Consider the following 15,960-nt stretch of genomic DNA (forward strand, 5'->3'; position numbering starts at 1 on the left):
TTGTCAAGCCGGCGACGGGCGCCCTATTCTCGCGTCTAGAAAGCGCTTTCCAGCTGAGTGTGCACCACGCAGCGGAGGGCGGACCCGCGGTATCAGCCGTGGAGCAGCCCATGAGCCGCAACCGATCCGGCGCGGGGCTGCCCCGGGGGCTGGCCGCACCGAGGTGCCGACGTGCCATGCCTCCGGGATGAGCTCCGGGGCGCGGACGCACCCCAGCGCCCGTCGCCGTGGCCACGGTGCCGAGCACCCACACAGGGGACGCCCGGAGCGTCCACCGTCATTCGGCTGCCGTACGCCCGGCCCGGTCCGCACGGTCGAGGAACACCTCGGTGGTGCCGGCCAGTTCGCGGTGCGGGGGAGTCAACAGGGTCCGTACGACGGTGTCCTGGGCCTTCGTGCCCCGATCGTCGCGTGTCCGCGGCATCCGCGTCCGGGCCGCACCGGCAGTTCGCGCTCCGGCCCGGCACGCCGCCGTGCCACCCGCGAGTACGGCTGAACCAGCGCCACCAAGCAGAAAAGCCCGCACTGCACCAGCACCGCAGTCCCCCTCCCGCCGCTCGGCGGGCGCGACATCCGCACAGGGCCGTAGGTGGCCCGCTTCGGCACACACATGGCATGGGAGTGGGGTCCCGACGACCCCTGGACCCGGTACGGACGTGCCGGCACCCCCGGCGCGCGAAGACGAAAGACGAGGCGAGGATGAGAAAGCCAGTCGCTCTGCGACTTTCCGCGGCACTCGGCACGCTGGCCCTGGCGGCGGCGACAGGCGTGGTCCTGTCGATGCCCACCGCGTCGGCGGCGACCGCCGGCGCGACCGGGTTCGCCACCCAGAACGGTGGCACCACCGGCGGTGCCGGCGGGACGACGATCAAGGCCACGACAGGCACCCAGATCCACCAGGCGCTCTGCGGCCGGGCCGACAGCAGCACCCCGATCACCATTCAGGTCGAGGGGACCATCACCGTCGGCAACACCGCCAAGGTGTCGGGCGACAGCTGCAACACCGCGGCCGGTGTGATCGAGCTCAAGCAGATCAGCAACGTCACGCTGATCGGTGTCGGCAGCGGTGCCGTGTTCGACCAGATCGGCATCCACATCCGCGAGTCCAGCAACATCATCGTCCAGAACGTGACCGTCCAGAACGTGAAGAAGTCGGGCTCGCCCACCTCGAACGGCGGTGACGCCATCGGCATGGAGACCGACGTGCACAACGTGTGGGTCGACCACGCCACGCTGGTCGCCTCGGGCGGCGAGTCGGAGGGCTTCGACGGACTGTTCGACATGAAGGCCAACACCCGTTACGTCACGCTGTCCTACAGCGTCCTGCGCAACTCCGGACGCGGCGGACTCGTCGGCTCCAGCGACAGCGACCTCGCCAACGGACCGGTCACCTTCCACCACAACCGGTACGAGAACATCGACTCCCGTACACCCCTGCTGCGCGGCGCCACCGCCCACATCTACGACAACTACTACGTCAGCCTGAACGAGTCGGGCATCAACCCCCGGGCCGGCGGCAAGGCCAAGGTCGACAACAACTACTTCAAGGACTCCAAGGACGTCCTGGGCACCTTCTACACCGACCTTCCCGGATACTGGCAGGTCAGCGGGAACATCTTCGACAACGTGACCTGGTCGGCGGCGGGTGAGGACAACAACCCCGCCGGGCCGAATCCGACGTCGAACACGACCGTCAGCATCCCGTACTCCTACAGTCTCGACGCCGCGTCCTGCGTGCCGTCGATCGTGGCCGCGACGGCGGGCGCCAACAACGGCCTGAAGGTGTCGGACGGCAACTGCGCGGCGACCACTCCCACACCGACCCCCACTCCCACCCCGACGCCCACTCCCACCCCGACGACACCGACCGGGACCAACCTGAGCATCGGTGCCGACTCCGATGGCTCCAGCAAGGCCGCCGGCACCAGCTATGGCAACGTCCGCGACGGAGACACGAGCACCTACTGGTCGCCGACCGGCTCGACCGGCTCCATCTCGATCAAGTGGGGCTCGGCGACCACCGTCTCCAAGGTCGTCATCCGGGAGGCCGCAGGCGCCACGGGCAACATCGGCTCCTGGCGGGTGCTCAACGCCGACACCGGAGCGGTGCTGACCTCGGGCAGCGGAGCGGGGACCATCTCCTTCGCCTCCACGTCGCTGAAGAAGGTCACCTTCGAGATCACGGGCTCGGGCGCCACCCCGAAGGTGACCGAGTTCGAGACGTACGCCTGACCGGAGCCGGTGCCCCGGGTCATGATTCGCCGCCACACCCGCGCGATCACCTCCACCTGGCACGAACGGACGGTGAGCGAGCGGAAGTCCGCCCCTTCCGGAGGTGTCGAACCTCCGGAAGGGGCGGCATCAGGGCGGTGGCCTGACGGCCTTTCGCACGAAGACCGGCGACCCGCAGATTCGGCCGCGGGTCGCCGCGTCACCACCGCGTGTCAGTGGCGCTCCGCGACGGCCACCCGGCCTGACCGCAAGGATGTCCGCCCGCGTGTGGGACCGCCGAGGGTGTGCGCGAGGGCGAGGAGGTTGTCGTCCGACACCACCGGCAGGCCGAACTCCGCGAGCAGCGCGGCCATCTGCTCCGGCGTCCACAGTGAGCGCCACGGCTCGCCCGAGGTGATGGAACCGCCGAGCACGCGTGCCAGCAACCGACCTACGGACGCCTTGGCCGATGGCACCTGGTAGTTGACGACGAGGGCGCTGCCCGGAGCCGTGCGTGCGGCGAGCGCGGCCACCGCGGCCCGCACCTCGTCGTGCGTGAGATAGGGGACGACGCCTTCCCACAGCCAGGTCGTCGGCGCGGACGGGTCGTGCCCGGCGGCGTCCAGCGCCGTGCCGAGGTCGTCGACGGCGAGATCGACCGGAGTGAACCGCACGAGACGGGCGGTGGTGGGCAGTTCGGCGGCGATGTCATCGCTCTCGTCCGGTCCTCGGAGCGGTTGCGCGGCCTCGGCGAGGCGGGCCCGCTTGTCCTGCTGGGAGGCCGGATGATCGACCTCCCACACATCGGTCCGCGTGAGGTGGGGCAGACGCCACGCGCGTGTGTCCAGCCCGGCGCCGAGGATCACGAGCTGGCCGGTCACGCGGACGCGCAGCGCGTCGTCGATCGCGACCGTCCGGGGCACGACCACTTCGGCGCACGCCCGCACGCTCTCGTACACGGTGCGCTCCCGCCAGCCCCGGGGCGGCGTGTTCGCGCGTACTTGGTCGACGGGTGTACGTTCCGCGGCGCGCAGCAGCCGGACCGCGATCGCGTCCGTGAACCGGCCAGCGGCGGCGATGCCGTCCGCGGCCGCCCGCCCCTGGCAGACCAGCACCGCCGTGCGGCTCGCGGAACGCCCACTCTCGCTCATGCAGCGATATTCAACACCACGGCTCCCCCGCACGACCTCGGCGAGAAGCGGCCCGGCCTCTGGTCCCACCGGCCCTGGTGCGACGAGGTGCCCGGAGCCGGTAGGAACCGTGTCAGTCCGCGAGGCGGTACGCGAGGGAGAGCAGATCCGCCAGGTGGAGTACTCGTCCGTCGAATCCGGGGAGGGGGACCTGGAGGGGCTGGGTCCAGCGGGCGGGGATCGCGTCCAGCCCGTAGGAGGCTCCCGCGAGACCTCCGGTCACCGCGGCGACGGTGTCCGTGTCACCACCGAGGTCGACCGCGGCGCGTACGGCGTCCTCGAAGGTGGTGGTGGTGCGCAGGGCCCATACGGCGGAGCCCAGACAGGGCCAGACGGCACCGTTGAACTCGGTCGCCCGATCGGGGTGCCAGTCGGGTGCGAGGACCGTGGCGTAGCGTTCCCGGTGGTCGGGATGGACGAGGTCGAGGATGTCCGGGAGCGCCGCGAGGGGGTCGGTGTCCTCGAGTGTGACGCGGATGAGTTCGTGGAAGATCGCGGTGCCTTCCCAGGCCGCGCGGTCGCCGTGCGTGAGGGCGGCGATGCGGCGGGCCGCGTCCGTCGTGGCCGCCCGGCCCGCGGAGGCGAAGTGGACCGCGGACGTCGATGCCCGCATCAAGGAACCGTTGCCGGCGGCTCGCAGGTTGACCTGGAAATGGACGGCGGCGGCGAGGTCCCAGGTCATGCCGTTGGTGAGGACGTCTTCGGTCTGCAAGCCGATGTCCTTGGGTTCCGACGCGGCCCACCGCTGGAAGCGGGCGAAGATGTCCGGCAGATCCAGCCCGCCCCGCTCCAACAGGGACTCCGCGACCAGGACGGCCATCTGCGTGTCGTCGGTGGCCTCCCCCGGGTCCCAGCCACCGCCGCCGCTCATCTCGTCACCGGCACCCGGCACGGGAAACCGTGCGGTGAACGTTCCCGGGAGGCCGAACTCGAAGGGCGCGCCCAGCGCGTCCCCCACAGCTGAGCCGACGACCGCCCCGGCGGCTCGCTGAATCCGCTTCATCCACGCAGGCTACCCGCACGGCGCGGGCTCGGGGCCGGTGACGGCCGGTCGGTGGGGGGCGGGGTCGTGCGGTGGTCCGCGGCGACGAGTGCGGGGTCCCCGACACATGTTGCCGTTCACCGAGCCGGCGCCCAATGCCTTCGCCAGTCACGGTAGTTGCCCGTACGAGGGCCGCCCGGATGCGCGACGGGCTATCGGCGGGCCCGGCGGTAGGCGATCAGCAGTCCCAGAAGGATGCCGACGAGGAGGGTCACGGACAGAACGATCCACAGGGGGAGGGTGACCTCGGGGATCCAGAGCCGGATGGTCACGGAATTGGTGTTCGCGGCGATGAACCAGATCGTCAGAGCTGCGAGCACGAAGAATCCGATGGAACGCAGCCGGTAGTCCCGCCCCTTGACCGTCACGGTGGACGGCCCATGTGCCTTCGCGGTCTTATGGGCCATGAGTCCAGTATCCGGCGGTTCACCCGAGTGGGCGACTCGGTTGTGCGCCGGGCCGTCCCTGGTGGCACGGCCGCCGCGCGGGTCGGGACTGAGCGGTGCGGCCGGTGCGCATCGGTGGCGTGGGCCCACGCCGCTCCCTCGTGTTCTGTCGCAGGCGGCTCGGACCTCTCGGGCCTGGGCTCGGACACCCTGTTCGCGGACTGCGGCGCCTCGTCCTGCCGTCGATGCCGGGGCGGACGCCGTGGTCCTCGGCGTCGGTGTCGTGGTCGGGGTCGGTTCGCGCTCGGGTCTCGCGTGGGTGGGTGGCGGCGATATGCGGGCCGGACCGGCATACCGCGAGGCCAGGGCCATTATTGTTGCAACCTCAAGTACGTCCGGGATGGGGGATGGTTCGGTGAAGCGTGGCGCGTGCCCGGTGTGTGAGCGCTGGGTTCCGGTCGACGAGGAGGGCATCGTCAGCTCCCATCTGCGGGGCGCGTCGGCCTGTCAAGGTGTGGGCCGGACCGCTGTGGGCTGGACCGCTGTGGACCGGACCTCGGCGGGGCGGACCTCGGTGGGCCCGCGGACGCTGGAGTCGGACGGTTCGCGGAAGGGCGGCGAGGACCCGCTGGACGAGTACGGCCCTCCGTCGCCGGGCGACGCCCGTTTCGAGTCGGTCACCGGCGTGATCGGCTGCGTGGCCTTCATCGGGATGGGCGTCATGCTCGTCGGGTTCTTCATCTCCCCCGCTGTGTGGGGGGTCGGGGCAGGCGTGCTCGCGCTCGGCCTGGTCGTGCAGTGGGTGCGCGACAGGACCCCGGCCGGCCGGCGCAGCGACGCCCGCGCCCAGCTGTCGCGGGAGCGCCAGGCGCAGGAGAAGGCCGACGCCGCGGCGCGGGCCGGGCAGAAGCAGCGGGAAGCGGCCGCGGCGGAGCAGGAACGCCGTACGGCCGAAGCGGCCCGCGCGCTGCGGGAGGCCGTCCGCGCACTGATCGAGGAACTCCCGGAGCGGGGCACACCGCAGGACGAGGCACTCGCCCACTGTCTGGCCAGGGCGGGCCGGGCGCGGCAGCCCCGTCTTCAGGCCGAGGCCGGACGGCTGGCGCGACGGCACATCGCGGTCGACGAACGCATCCTGTGCGTGGCCTGGTCCGAGCCCGAGAGCGACCGTCAGCGACCCGCTCTGCTCATCTTCACCGACCGCGGGGCCGCCGTGGCCGACAAGGGCCTGTCCTACCGATGGGTGCCCGAGCCCCGGGACCTCGTCGAGTCGACGCATCACGACTGGGGCATGCTGATGATCGGCGACCTGGTGTTCTCCTTCGTGAGCAACCCCGAGCTGCGGATCGCCCTCGCGGCCCGGGCCGAGGCCGCCGCGGGTCCGGCGCCCGCTCCTCGGGCCGACCGTCCCGAGGACCGGCTGATCCGTACCGCCCGGGACGCGGAACTCGTCGCGGTCGACTGGATGCGCCACCTGGGCTTCGCCGACGCCGCGGCCACACCCGTCGGCGCGGACGAGGGGATCGACGTGCTGGCCGAACATGCCGTGGCCCAGGTGAAGATGGAGGGCAGCCCCACCAGCCGTCCCACCGTGCAGCAACTGCACGGCGTGGCCGTCGCCAAGAGCAGGACGGCCCTGTTCTTCGCCCTCGCCGGCTACACCCCACCGGCCGTCGACTGGGCGTCGCGGCACGGCATCGCGTTGTTCCAGTACGACCTGCAAGGAGTGCCCACCCCGGTCAACCCGCCTGCCCAGCAACTGGTGCAGACGGCTGAGTCCCGCACCGCCCCGCCGAGCGGGCCGCGTACCGCGGGCTCCCGTCGCCCGGCTGCCGCTCGCCCGGCTCCGTCCTCCCCGGCGGCCGGCGCGCGGCGGGAGGAGGACTACATCCGGCAGGCCGAGCGGGCCGGGCTGCGCGTCGAGATCCTCCGCGACATCGCGGACGCTGTCGTCTCCGAACGACGCGCCACCATGGTGATGCTGCAGGAGCGCTTCTCCCTCCCGCGTCCTCAGGCCCGCAAGGCACTTGAAGCGCTCGAACACCTCGGTGTGGTGTCCGCGCCGTCCTCCAACGGACGGCGGACCGTCACAGCGGACACGCTCGACCCGCTGTGACAGCCCGCCCGCTCCGACCCCGACGGAAACCGCGGCACGGTCGCGCTCGTCGGCGGGGCGGCGAGAACCCTCACCGTTCCTGCGGGCGCACCGGACCCGCGGGAACGGTGGACCGGTGCACGGCGACGGGGGGTGTTCGGAAGGCCTAACGTCACTCGTCGATCGCTGCCCCGAACCGCGCGTCGTCCGCCGACGCCCCGAGGCGTACCGCGTCGTAGGTCCACGAACCCTTGGCGACGAGTCCCGACGCCGAGGCCGGAAGGACCCATACGAAGCCGTCGTCGGTGTTCTCACCGGGTGCCGATGCCAGCAGGCCGAAGCGGCCGTCCTTGTCGGCGTCGATCAGCCGTACCTGGCCGCCCCAGTGGTCGGACGCCTCGGCGGCGCCGGGAACGCCGGAGGAGTTCTGGTCGAAGCTGCGTGCCCCGGTCGCCGTCAGCCCGCCCGGCGCACCGCGCAGTGTCCAGACCGCGCCCGCGTCGGACACCGATCCCACGTCCTCCCCGGGCGCCCCGATGGCGAGGTCCGGGCGGCCGTCGCCGTCGGTGTCGCCGGAGGACAGTTCGGAGCCCCACCGGTCGCCCGCCTCGGCCGTGCCCGGCACACCGGGGGAGTCCTGTGTCCAGGTCTGCGCGGGGGTCGACCCGAGGCCGGAGAGGTCGCCCTGGCCCAGGTAGACGGAGACGGATCCGCCGAGGGGCGAACCGACGCCCGTGTCGCCGATGGCCAGGTCGTCCTGCCCGTCGTGATCGAAGTCGCTGGAGACCACCGAGGGACCGCCCTCGAACGTGCCGCCGTCGCCCAACTCCTCCACATCGGGTGCGCCGTGCAGCACCCGGGTGCCGCCGATGCCAGGCTGGTCGCCCGTGGTCACACCGGAGACCGCCAGGTCGGCCCAGGAGTCCTCGTTGTAGTTGCCGTGGCTGAGGCTCCGGAAGGCGAAGCCGGTCTCCAGGGGGCTCACGTCCCGAGCCCGAACTCGTGTGTCCGAGGCCTTCAGCTGCCGGGCTCTCACCTCCGGCGCGGCCGTGAAGAACAGCAGCGTGTCGTTCTCCAGGACGGCGACGCTGTCGCGCAGATGGGCGTCCGGGTCCGCCGGGTCGGGGGCGAAATAGCGGGCCGCTTCGATGGCCAGACCGAAGTTCGCCCCGGCCCGCGGTCCGTCGGGGTTCTCCAGCCAGGTGCTGTCGCTCCCGTGCAGTCCGCTCGGCGAGCCCCAGAGGACGACGGCACCTCCCGCTTCGGAGCGCCCGTCCACGTCCTCACCGGGGATGCCGACGATCGCGTCGTCGTAGCCGTCGTTGTCCAGGTCGCCGGAGGCGACGGCACTCCCGAAGCCGTCACCGGTCTCGGCGGCGCCCGGGACGCCCGAGGTGTTCTGGTGGAGGACGCTCTTCCGGGTGGTGCTGAGACCGCTCGACGAGCTGTACTGCACGGTGACGTAGCCGGCGGCCTCGGCGCCGTCGACCGTGGCACCAGGGGCGCCGGTCAGCACGTCGTCGAACCCGTCGCCGTTGTAGTCGCAGTTGTGCTGCTGCCAGCCGATGGACGGAAAGGGCACCGAGGCCTGTGCCGCGGGGGCGGCGATCATCGTGCTGCCACCGAGGGCGACGAGCGTCGCGGCCGTCACGGCCGCGCTGTTGACATGACGCACAGGACAGAACCTCCTGGGTTTCCTGGATCGCCCGCGGCGTCCCGTCGGGCCGGGGCGTGGGGTGCGTGGGGGTGGAGCGGGTGCGCGACCGGTCGGTCCACCGACCGACGCCGGCCTACGGGAGGCCGCGGGTGCCACGGAGTTCGGGGGAGGGCCGTGACGCGGTCGCGCCCGACGCAGCGGCACGGATCCATGTGAGGTCCCCTCGTCGGACAGCGCGGTGAAGGCGAACCCCCTGGCACTCACCAAGAAGACATCCGAAGTTCGCCCAGGGTTGTATTCGGTGTGCCGGGCAATCACTCCGGGGAACGCGGTCTCCGGGACGGGGCGGGAAACGACACGGCCCACCGGCGGCCCCGTACGCGAAGTGCGTGCGTGGCAGCCGGTGGGCCGTGCCGGAAAACCGGCACACAGAGGGCAGCGCGGTCGCGCGTGAAGCGGGAACGGGCCGCCCGAGTACGGGTCTCAGCGGGCGAGGGCGGCCTCGCTCGACGCCTGACTGCGCGGGTCGGAGGCGAGCGCGCGAAGGATCTCCTCGACACTCTGCTTGGCATCGCCGAAGAGCATGCCGCTGTTCTCGCGGAAGAACAGCGGGTTCTGCACGCCCGCGTAGCCGGAGGCCATGGAGCGCTTGAAGACGACGACCTGCTCCGCCTCCCACACCCGCAGCACCGGCATGCCCGCGATCGGACTGCCGGGGTCCTCCATCGCGGCCGGGTTCACGGTGTCGTTGGCGCCGATGACCAGGACGACCGAGGTGTCGGCGAGGTCGTCGTTGATCTCGTCCATCTCCAGCACGATGTCGTACGGCACCTTGGCCTCGGCCAGCAGCACGTTCATGTGCCCGGGCAGACGGCCCGCCACGGGGTGGACGCCGAAGCGGACCTCCACACCGCGCTCCCGCAGCTGACGCGTCAGCTCGGCGACCGGGTGCTGCGCCTGTGCCACGGCCATGCCGTAGCCGGGGGTGATGACGACGGACCGGGCCTGCGTCAGGAGTTCGGCCACCTCCTGGGCGTGGATCTCGCGGTGCTCACCCTGCTCCTCGTCCCCGGCGGCGGGTGCCTCGATGCCGAATCCGCCCGCGATGACCGAGAAGAAGGACCGGTTCATCGCCTTGCACATGATGAAGGACAGGTAGGCACCCGAGGATCCGACCAGCGCGCCCGTGACGATCAGCAGGTTGTTGTCGAGCAGGAATCCCGCTGCCGCCGCCGCCCAGCCGGAGTAGCTGTTGAGCATGGAGACCACGACGGGCATGTCGCCGCCGCCGATCGAGGCGACGAGGTGCCAGCCCAGGACGAGCGCGAGCACGGTGACGGCGATCGTCAGACCGAGACTCGGACTGATCGTGAACCAGACCGTCAGCGCCACGAACGCCACCAGCGCCGCGACGTTGAGCGCGTTCTTGCCCGGCAGAACCAGCGGACGGGACTTGATGCGCGCCGACAGCTTGAGGAACGCGACGATCGAGCCGGTGAAGGTGACCGCACCGATGAAGATCCCGATGAACACCTCCGCGTGGTGGATCTCCAGCAGATCGGCCGTGACATGCGTCTGCGCGGCCCCGTGCGCCTCGACCTCCAGATAGCTGTTCCAGCCCACCAGCACCGCGGCGAGACCGACGAAGCTGTGCAGCACGGCGATCAGCTCGGGCATCTGGGTCATCTCGACCTGCCGGGCCCGCCAGACGCCGATCGCCGCGCCGAGCACCATCGCGACGACGATCAGCGTGACCGCGCCCGCGGTGATGCTCTGTGCGGCGAGCACGACGGTGGCGACCAGCGCGAGGGCCATGCCGGCGATGCCGTACACGACACCGGCACGAGAGGTGCGGTGCTGGGACAGCCCCGCCAGGCTGAGGATGAACAGCAGGGCGGCGACCAGGTCCGCGGCGTGGGAGGCTGTGGTGGAAGTCATTGCGGCTCAGCCCTTCGAGAACATGGACAGCATGCGGCGGGTGACGGCGAAGCCGCCGAAGATGTTCACGCTCGTCAGCAGGATCGCCACGAACGAGAGCGTGGTGACGACCGCGCTCTCGTGCCCGATCTGCAGCAGCGCTCCGATCACCACGATCCCGGAGATCGCGTTGGTGACCGACATCAGCGGCGTGTGCAACGCGTGGTGCACCTTGCCGATGACGTAGTAGCCGATCACCACCGCCAGCGTGAACACCGTGAAGTTCGCCGCGAGTTGCGCCGGCGCGAAGGCGACCAGGGCGAACATCGCCAGCATGCCGGCGCCGATCAGACCGAACCGGGCCGCCGGGGTGAGCCGTGACTCCTTCGGCTGCGGGGCCGCTGCCACGGGGGCGGGCTGCGCCGCGGCCGGGGCCGAGACGGAGACGGGTGGCGGGGGCCAGGTGATCTCACCCTCGCGCACCACGGTTACCGCCCGCTGGACGACGTCGTCGAAGTCGAGGACGAGGCGACCGTCCTTGCCGGGCGTCAGCAGCTTGAGCAGGTTCACCAGGTTGGTGCCGAACAGCTGTGAGGCCTGCGTCGGCAGCCGGGACGTGAGGTCGGTGTAACCGATGATGGTGACGTCGTTGTCCGTGACCACGGTGCGGCCCGCGACGGTTCCCGCGACGTTGCCACCCTGGGCGGCGGCCATGTCGACGATGACGCTGCCGGGCTTCATCGCCGCCACGTCCTCGGCCGTGAGCAGGCGCGGGGCGGGGCGGCCCGGGATCAGCGCGGTGGTGATGACGATGTCCACGTCCTTCGCCTGCCCGTGGTACATCTCGGCGGCGGCGCGGTCGTAGTCGTCGGACGTCGCCTTGGCGTAGCCGTCGGTGCTCTCCTCCTGCGCGACGTTCACCGCGAGGTACTCGCCGCCCAACGACCGCACCTGGTCCGCCACTTCCGGACGCGGATCGGTCGCCCGGACGATCGCGCCGAGACTGGAGGCGGCGCCGATCGCGGCCAGCCCGGCCACACCGGCGCCCGCCACCAGCACCTTCGCGGGCGGGACCTTGCCCGCCGCCGTCACCTGGCCGGTGAAGAAGCGCCCGAACACGTGCGCCGCCTCGATCACGGCGCGGTAGCCGGCGATGTTGGCCATGGAGCTGAGCACGTCCATCGACTGCGCTCGCGAGATCCGCGGTACCGCGTCCAGGGCCAGTACGGTGATGGGCCGGCTCGCGAGCTCCGTGAGGAGGTCCGGCCGCTGGGCCGGGCTGATCAGCCCGATCAGCGTCGCACCGTCGGGCACGCGCGCGATCTCGCCGGGCGAGGGGGAGTTGACCTTCAGTACGACGTCCGCCTGCCAGGCGTCGCCTATCCGCGCCCCCGCCTCGCCGTAGGCGTCGTCCGTGAAGCCCGACGCCGTGCCGGCGTCCGACTCGACGACGACCTCGTAGCCCAGCCCCACCAACTGGCGCACTGTGGCGGGCGTCGCCGCGACACGTGTCTCCCCGGGAGTGGACTCGGCCACCACTCCGATGTGCTGGGGCGGGTGGTGGGCCGATTCTTGTGCGGGCATGGCGATGTCTCCCTGAGGGGGCGCAGTTGTGCTGGCACGAATGGGTGATCAGGGGGAGTCCGCACCCCTTGGACGCAGGAACTTACATGGTCGAGCAGGCTGTTCGGCACAGCGCACGACCGTGACTTGTTTCACGCGAGGACTGTCGCCGACAACACGTCGACAGGGACCGCCGAGCCGTGTGTCACGACGGTTCGGCCGGCTCAGGGGGTGTCTTTACGCCTTTCGGGACGGGTGCCGTGACGCAGGGCTGTCGACTTCAGGTCACTCGATGTGCCGAGTTCCGGGCGCGGCCGACGGCCGCGGGTCCGCCCACTGCCATCACGACGTCGACTCAGGTCACGAGCCGCACCGCAGCACGTCTGCGTCCGTGTCCGTGTCGGTGCCGGGCAGCAGTTTGACCTGCTCCTCAGCCGTCGCCTTCCCACGTATCACCCTCACGTCGACCGTGCCGCTCGTCAGGTCGGGGAACTCGACCGCGTAGATGGTGCGTTGCCCGTCGGCCATGACGCCGACCCTGCGCACGTCCACCGCTACGCCGTTGCAGGTGACGGAATCCGCCAGCTCGTGTTCGGCGCCGAACACGACGTTCCAGCCGATGGTCGCCGTGGTCAGCAGAGACACGAGTCGAGGGTTTTCGCCGACCTTCCGGGGATTCGTGTCGCAGCCGACGACGGAGGCGCCGCCACCGTTCGAGAAGCCGTGACAGAACCGTCCGTCCCGCGTCTCCCAGACGAACAGGGCCGCACGGCGGTTGCTGGCGGCCAGCAGCGGCCCTTGCGCGTCGGGCGCGTTCCTGCCCATCGTGCTCGGTTCGGAGAACAGCGCCTTTCGCGCCGCGTCGACGCCCTTCTCGTTGACCGTCGCCCTCTCAGGTGAAGCGGTCCGCGCAGAGGGCGAGGCTGGAGCCGGTCCGCCCGGTTCGGTCGAGCCGGAGCACGAGGTCACGGAAACGAGCAGGGCTCCTACGACCAGACAGGTCCGCGTTTTCCACATGTCCATCCCCCCAGATGGCCGGTCGAACACTCTAGCGCTTGAAGGGCGGATCATGTCGGAGACGGTCAGCCTGGTGTGTCCCCGGGTCACTTCCGCCAGAACAGGTGGTGGATCACGCCGCTCGGGCTGGGCACGATCTCGAGGTGGAACCGGTCGAGCAGTTCATCGGGGGAATGCCAGAGTCGTGTTCCCGATCCGAGCTCCACCGGTGAGACCACGATGTGCAGGGTGTCGACGAGGTCGGCGTCGAGGAACTGCCGGATGGTGGTGGCCCCGCCGCCGAGTCGGACGTCCTTGCCCCGCGCCGCGTCCCGCGCTTGTTCGAGGGCCGTGGCCGGGTCCGCGTCGACGAAGTGGAACGTAGTGTCGGAGAGGGTGAACGAGGGACGCTCGTGGTGGGTCATGACGAACACGGGGGTGTGGAACGGGGGCTCGTCACCCCACCAGCCGCGCCACTCGTAGTCCTGCCAGGGACCGCGTTGGGGGCCGAACTTGTTGCGGCCCATGATCTCGGCTCCGATGTTGCGGTCGTAGTCGCGGGTGAAGTAGTCGTCGAGGCCGCGGCTTCCGTCAGGGTCCGTGCGAAGGTTCCAGCTCGCCGTGGGGAAGGCCCAGGCGAGCAAGTCACCGGGCTCGGCGTGACCGAACGGTCGCTCGAGGCTCTGGTGCTCACCGGCGCCGAACCCGTCACGCGAGATGCTGAAGTTCTGGACTCGCAGTAGCTGAGCCACGTGTTCCTCCTGTGTTGTCGATGGCGGTGGTGAGACTCTCCGGGCGGGGAGAACTCATCGCTGTGTCCGTGACCGGTCAGCGGCTGGACTGTTCGACGCTCGACAGGATGGCGTCGCCGACCAGGAGGCAGCTATGCACGCGGGGCACGTGGTGGACGCCGCGGAAGGCCGCCGGGACGCGGGTGGGGCGACGTTGTTCGGCTGGCAGGATCCGCCGCTTGGCCGCACGCCCAGGGGTCCGAGCGCGTCGGAGGCGAGACCCCGCATCACCGCCCGTCGGCATCGCACCGAACCGGTGCTGCCCCGGCGCACGATCGTCTGCACCCGCCGGTCCTCCTGGTCGGTCAGCCTCCGGACCCTGGCCGACTCCGCCACGCCCGCCTCCCGGCACCGTGCCTGAACGCCCCCGGAAATCCAAGCGCGCCACACCCGGATGCCGCCGGTGCGGACCGCGGACGTCGACGCCCCAGGCAAGGAGCCGTTTCCAGCAGCTCGCTGGTCGACCTGGAAAGTGATCGCGGCGGGGAGGTCCCAGATCGCCCCATCGGCGAGAACGGCTGCGGTCCGAGAGGCGATGCCTTTGGGCTGCGCCGCCGCCCACCACTTGAAGCGGGCGAAAGCCGTCACCCTGCCGACGGCTCCGCCGGTGGGCTGTCGGGCGACCACGAGAGCACGCGACCATGACCGGTCGCAGCCGGTCCCTTCCCTCCGTCCCGGCAGGTCGGCCGGGCGACCGACGAGGTCGGCCTGCCGTACCGCGCGGGGGATGATGGGGATGGAATGACGGAACGCGAGGTCAGGAGCTTCCATGGCGAAGCCGGTTCACCAACCCCGTGAGGACGCGGAGTTCGATTTCATCCTCAAGATGAGCGGAGTCCCGGTCCTCGCCTACTTCACCGGGACATGGCCCAAGGCGATCGAACCCTGCCGGGCCATGGACCTCGTCGTAGGCGGCATCGCCGACGAGTACAAGGCTCGCCTCACGGTCGTCCGTACCGACATCACGCGCTGTCCCGCCGCCACGGAGCGGTACGGGATCACCGGAGCCCCGTCCTGCGTCCTGCTGAAGGAGGGGGAGGCGGTGGCGCACGGCACGGGGCTCATGACCGACGCCGAGGTACGGAATCTCCTGGAGGGCCACCTCTGAACGGCGGCCGCGGCGCTGTGGCCGCGGCGTCGGCGCCCAGCTGGGTCGACCCCGGCGGCGTGAGAGGCACGCCCTGTGACAGGCGCAAGCACGGGCGCACCGCTCGAGCCTCACCCGCCCTGCCGGGTCGCGGGTTTACGCCATCGCGTTGTCGAGATGAGTGATGACGGCCGGCACGTCGTCACTCCCGGTGCTCCGGATCAGATGGAGAGCGGGCCGGACGAGTCCGCCGGGCCGCGCTGTCAGGCGCGCCGGTACGGCGGCCCGGACGTCGAGCCGCTCGATGCCGGCCTCGCGCTCCGCCTCGTGCTGGCCGGCGAGCAGGACGGCGTCGTACCAGGCCTCTTCCCGGGACTGAGCGGACACTGAAGTCGAGGATCCGCTCGTCGGCGCGGCCTCCGACCTGACCCAGCAACGACATGAGCGGCGACAGGGCGCCGACCGAGTCCTCCACCCCCAGGACCACCCGCGCGAGGATGTCGTTGATCAGCAGGAAGTCGCGTCGCAACGGGTTGATGGCCTTGCCCGGCGTGGTCCGCGCGGCGGCTATGGCCAGGTCGGGGTCGATGTGCGCGTTCACCCCGAGCAGCAGGTGCTGGACGATGACGGTCTCGGATTCTTCGAGCAGCCCGAACGCCACGCGCCGACACCGCGGTCCGCTCCGGTCACGACGCCGCTCACCACGTGCGCGGCGCCGGACGTCGGCGCCGGTGCCGACGCGAGAGCGGGGCCGACCCCGCTGTCGGTGCCGGATGGCACCATCCGGCTTTGACATCCTCCCCGCCCTAAAGGACGGGGATTCCCGCCTGCCTGCCGGTGGTCACCGGCTGGGCCTTCGGGTGGGTTCCCCGTTCAACGGGCTGTGCCTGACACGGGTTTTCCGCGCCAGGGCTGACCGGCCCTCCAGGAGCGTTTAGCCTCTCCGCCTGCCCGGCGGCGAGGATCACACGCGATGCATTGAGGTCACGATCATGCTCGGTACCGCAGCCGCTGCACCGCCAGGC

At 71.0% G+C, this 15,960-nt stretch carries 13 protein-coding genes and 1 pseudogene; 3 read left to right on the forward strand and 11 right to left on the reverse strand.

The genetic code is table 11. The features are described 5' to 3' along the window. Positions 1-277 precede the first annotated feature (277 nt). On the reverse strand, positions 278-424 hold the full coding sequence (locus ACFYW7_RS37625; protein ID WP_389510962.1) for a hypothetical protein: 147 nt from the start codon (positions 422-424) through the stop codon (positions 278-280). A gap of 275 nt (positions 425-699) precedes the next feature. Here ACFYW7_RS37625 and ACFYW7_RS37630 point away from each other — a divergent pair, with 275 nt between their 5' ends. Then, complete coding sequence (locus tag ACFYW7_RS37630) at positions 700-2,232, forward strand: polysaccharide lyase family 1 protein (protein ID WP_389510964.1); 1,533 nt, start codon at positions 700-702, stop codon at positions 2,230-2,232. Positions 2,233-2,444: 212 nt separating this feature from the next. Here ACFYW7_RS37630 and ACFYW7_RS37635 read toward each other — a convergent pair whose 3' ends face one another. From ACFYW7_RS37635 to ACFYW7_RS37645, 3 genes are all read right to left on the reverse strand, one after another. Then, entirely contained in the window at positions 2,445-3,362 is a 918-nt protein-coding gene (locus ACFYW7_RS37635; protein ID WP_389510966.1) for a class I SAM-dependent methyltransferase, read from the reverse strand. A 112-nt stretch (positions 3,363-3,474) separates the two neighbouring features. After that, positions 3,475-4,404, reverse strand: coding sequence for an ADP-ribosylglycohydrolase family protein (locus ACFYW7_RS37640; protein ID WP_389510968.1), 930 nt, complete (start codon positions 4,402-4,404; stop codon positions 3,475-3,477). Positions 4,405-4,595: 191 nt separating this feature from the next. Continuing rightward, entirely contained in the window at positions 4,596-4,850 is a 255-nt protein-coding gene (locus tag ACFYW7_RS37645) for a lipopolysaccharide assembly protein LapA domain-containing protein (RefSeq protein ID WP_389510970.1), read from the reverse strand. A 394-nt stretch (positions 4,851-5,244) separates the two neighbouring features. Between ACFYW7_RS37645 and ACFYW7_RS37650 the strand changes: the two genes are divergently transcribed. Then, entirely contained in the window at positions 5,245-6,945 is a 1,701-nt protein-coding gene (locus ACFYW7_RS37650; protein WP_389510972.1) for a restriction endonuclease, read from the forward strand. 151 nt (positions 6,946-7,096) lie between these two features. Here ACFYW7_RS37650 and ACFYW7_RS37655 read toward each other — a convergent pair whose 3' ends face one another. The 5 genes from ACFYW7_RS37655 to ACFYW7_RS37675 all read right to left on the reverse strand — a co-directional run bounded on the left by ACFYW7_RS37655 (position 7,097) and on the right by ACFYW7_RS37675 (position 13,809). Further along, the gene (locus ACFYW7_RS37655) at positions 7,097-8,599 is read right to left on the reverse strand and encodes an FG-GAP repeat protein (protein WP_389510974.1); all 1,503 of its coding nucleotides are present in this window, start codon (positions 8,597-8,599) and stop codon (positions 7,097-7,099) included. Positions 8,600-9,064: 465 nt separating this feature from the next. Then, complete coding sequence (pntB, locus tag ACFYW7_RS37660; protein ID WP_389510976.1) at positions 9,065-10,519, reverse strand: Re/Si-specific NAD(P)(+) transhydrogenase subunit beta; 1,455 nt, start codon at positions 10,517-10,519, stop codon at positions 9,065-9,067. A 6-nt stretch (positions 10,520-10,525) separates the two neighbouring features. Then, entirely contained in the window at positions 10,526-12,082 is a 1,557-nt protein-coding gene (locus ACFYW7_RS37665; RefSeq protein WP_389510979.1) for a Re/Si-specific NAD(P)(+) transhydrogenase subunit alpha, read from the reverse strand. Between the two features lie 339 nt (positions 12,083-12,421). Continuing rightward, positions 12,422-13,084 (reverse strand): hypothetical protein, encoded by a 663-nt coding sequence (locus ACFYW7_RS37670; RefSeq protein WP_389510981.1) that lies wholly within the window; start codon positions 13,082-13,084, stop codon positions 12,422-12,424. A gap of 80 nt (positions 13,085-13,164) precedes the next feature. Continuing rightward, on the reverse strand, positions 13,165-13,809 hold the full coding sequence (locus ACFYW7_RS37675; protein ID WP_389510983.1) for a dihydrofolate reductase family protein: 645 nt from the start codon (positions 13,807-13,809) through the stop codon (positions 13,165-13,167). 808 nt (positions 13,810-14,617) lie between these two features. Between ACFYW7_RS37675 and ACFYW7_RS37680 the strand changes: the two genes are divergently transcribed. Next, positions 14,618-14,956, forward strand: coding sequence for a thioredoxin family protein (locus tag ACFYW7_RS37680; RefSeq protein WP_389510985.1), 339 nt, complete (start codon positions 14,618-14,620; stop codon positions 14,954-14,956). A 135-nt stretch (positions 14,957-15,091) separates the two neighbouring features. Here the strand turns inward: ACFYW7_RS37680 and ACFYW7_RS37685 are convergent, their stop codons facing one another. Next, positions 15,092-15,322 (reverse strand): hypothetical protein, encoded by a 231-nt coding sequence (locus tag ACFYW7_RS37685; RefSeq protein WP_389510989.1) that lies wholly within the window; start codon positions 15,320-15,322, stop codon positions 15,092-15,094. A gap of 49 nt (positions 15,323-15,371) precedes the next feature. Continuing rightward, positions 15,372-15,731, reverse strand: a pseudogene (locus ACFYW7_RS37690) (DUF5995 family protein); the annotation flags it as partial. Positions 15,732-15,960 lie beyond the last annotated feature (229 nt).

The organism is Streptomyces sp. NPDC002580, from assembly GCF_042889485.1.
GTDB lineage: Bacteria > Actinomycetota > Actinomycetes > Streptomycetales > Streptomycetaceae > Streptomyces.

Bases quoted from the DNA above. Each gene is read 5' to 3' on its own strand.
- ACFYW7_RS37670 (WP_389510981.1), bottom strand. From the start codon at position 13,084: ATGGACATGTGGAAAACGCGGACCTGTCTGGTCGTAGGAGCCCTGCTC.
- pntB (WP_389510976.1), bottom strand. From the start codon at position 10,519: ATGACTTCCACCACAGCCTCCCACGCCGCGGACCTGGTCGCCGCCCTG.
- ACFYW7_RS37625 (WP_389510962.1), bottom strand. From the start codon at position 424: ATGCCGCGGACACGCGACGATCGGGGCACGAAGGCCCAGGACACCGTC.
- ACFYW7_RS37640 (WP_389510968.1), bottom strand. From the start codon at position 4,404: ATGAAGCGGATTCAGCGAGCCGCCGGGGCGGTCGTCGGCTCAGCTGTG.
- ACFYW7_RS37680 (WP_389510985.1), top strand. From the start codon at position 14,618: ATGGCGAAGCCGGTTCACCAACCCCGTGAGGACGCGGAGTTCGATTTC.
- ACFYW7_RS37635 (WP_389510966.1), bottom strand. From the start codon at position 3,362: ATGAGCGAGAGTGGGCGTTCCGCGAGCCGCACGGCGGTGCTGGTCTGC.
- ACFYW7_RS37665 (WP_389510979.1), bottom strand. From the start codon at position 12,082: ATGCCCGCACAAGAATCGGCCCACCACCCGCCCCAGCACATCGGAGTG.
- ACFYW7_RS37630 (WP_389510964.1), top strand. From the start codon at position 700: ATGAGAAAGCCAGTCGCTCTGCGACTTTCCGCGGCACTCGGCACGCTG.
- ACFYW7_RS37645 (WP_389510970.1), bottom strand. From the start codon at position 4,850: ATGGCCCATAAGACCGCGAAGGCACATGGGCCGTCCACCGTGACGGTC.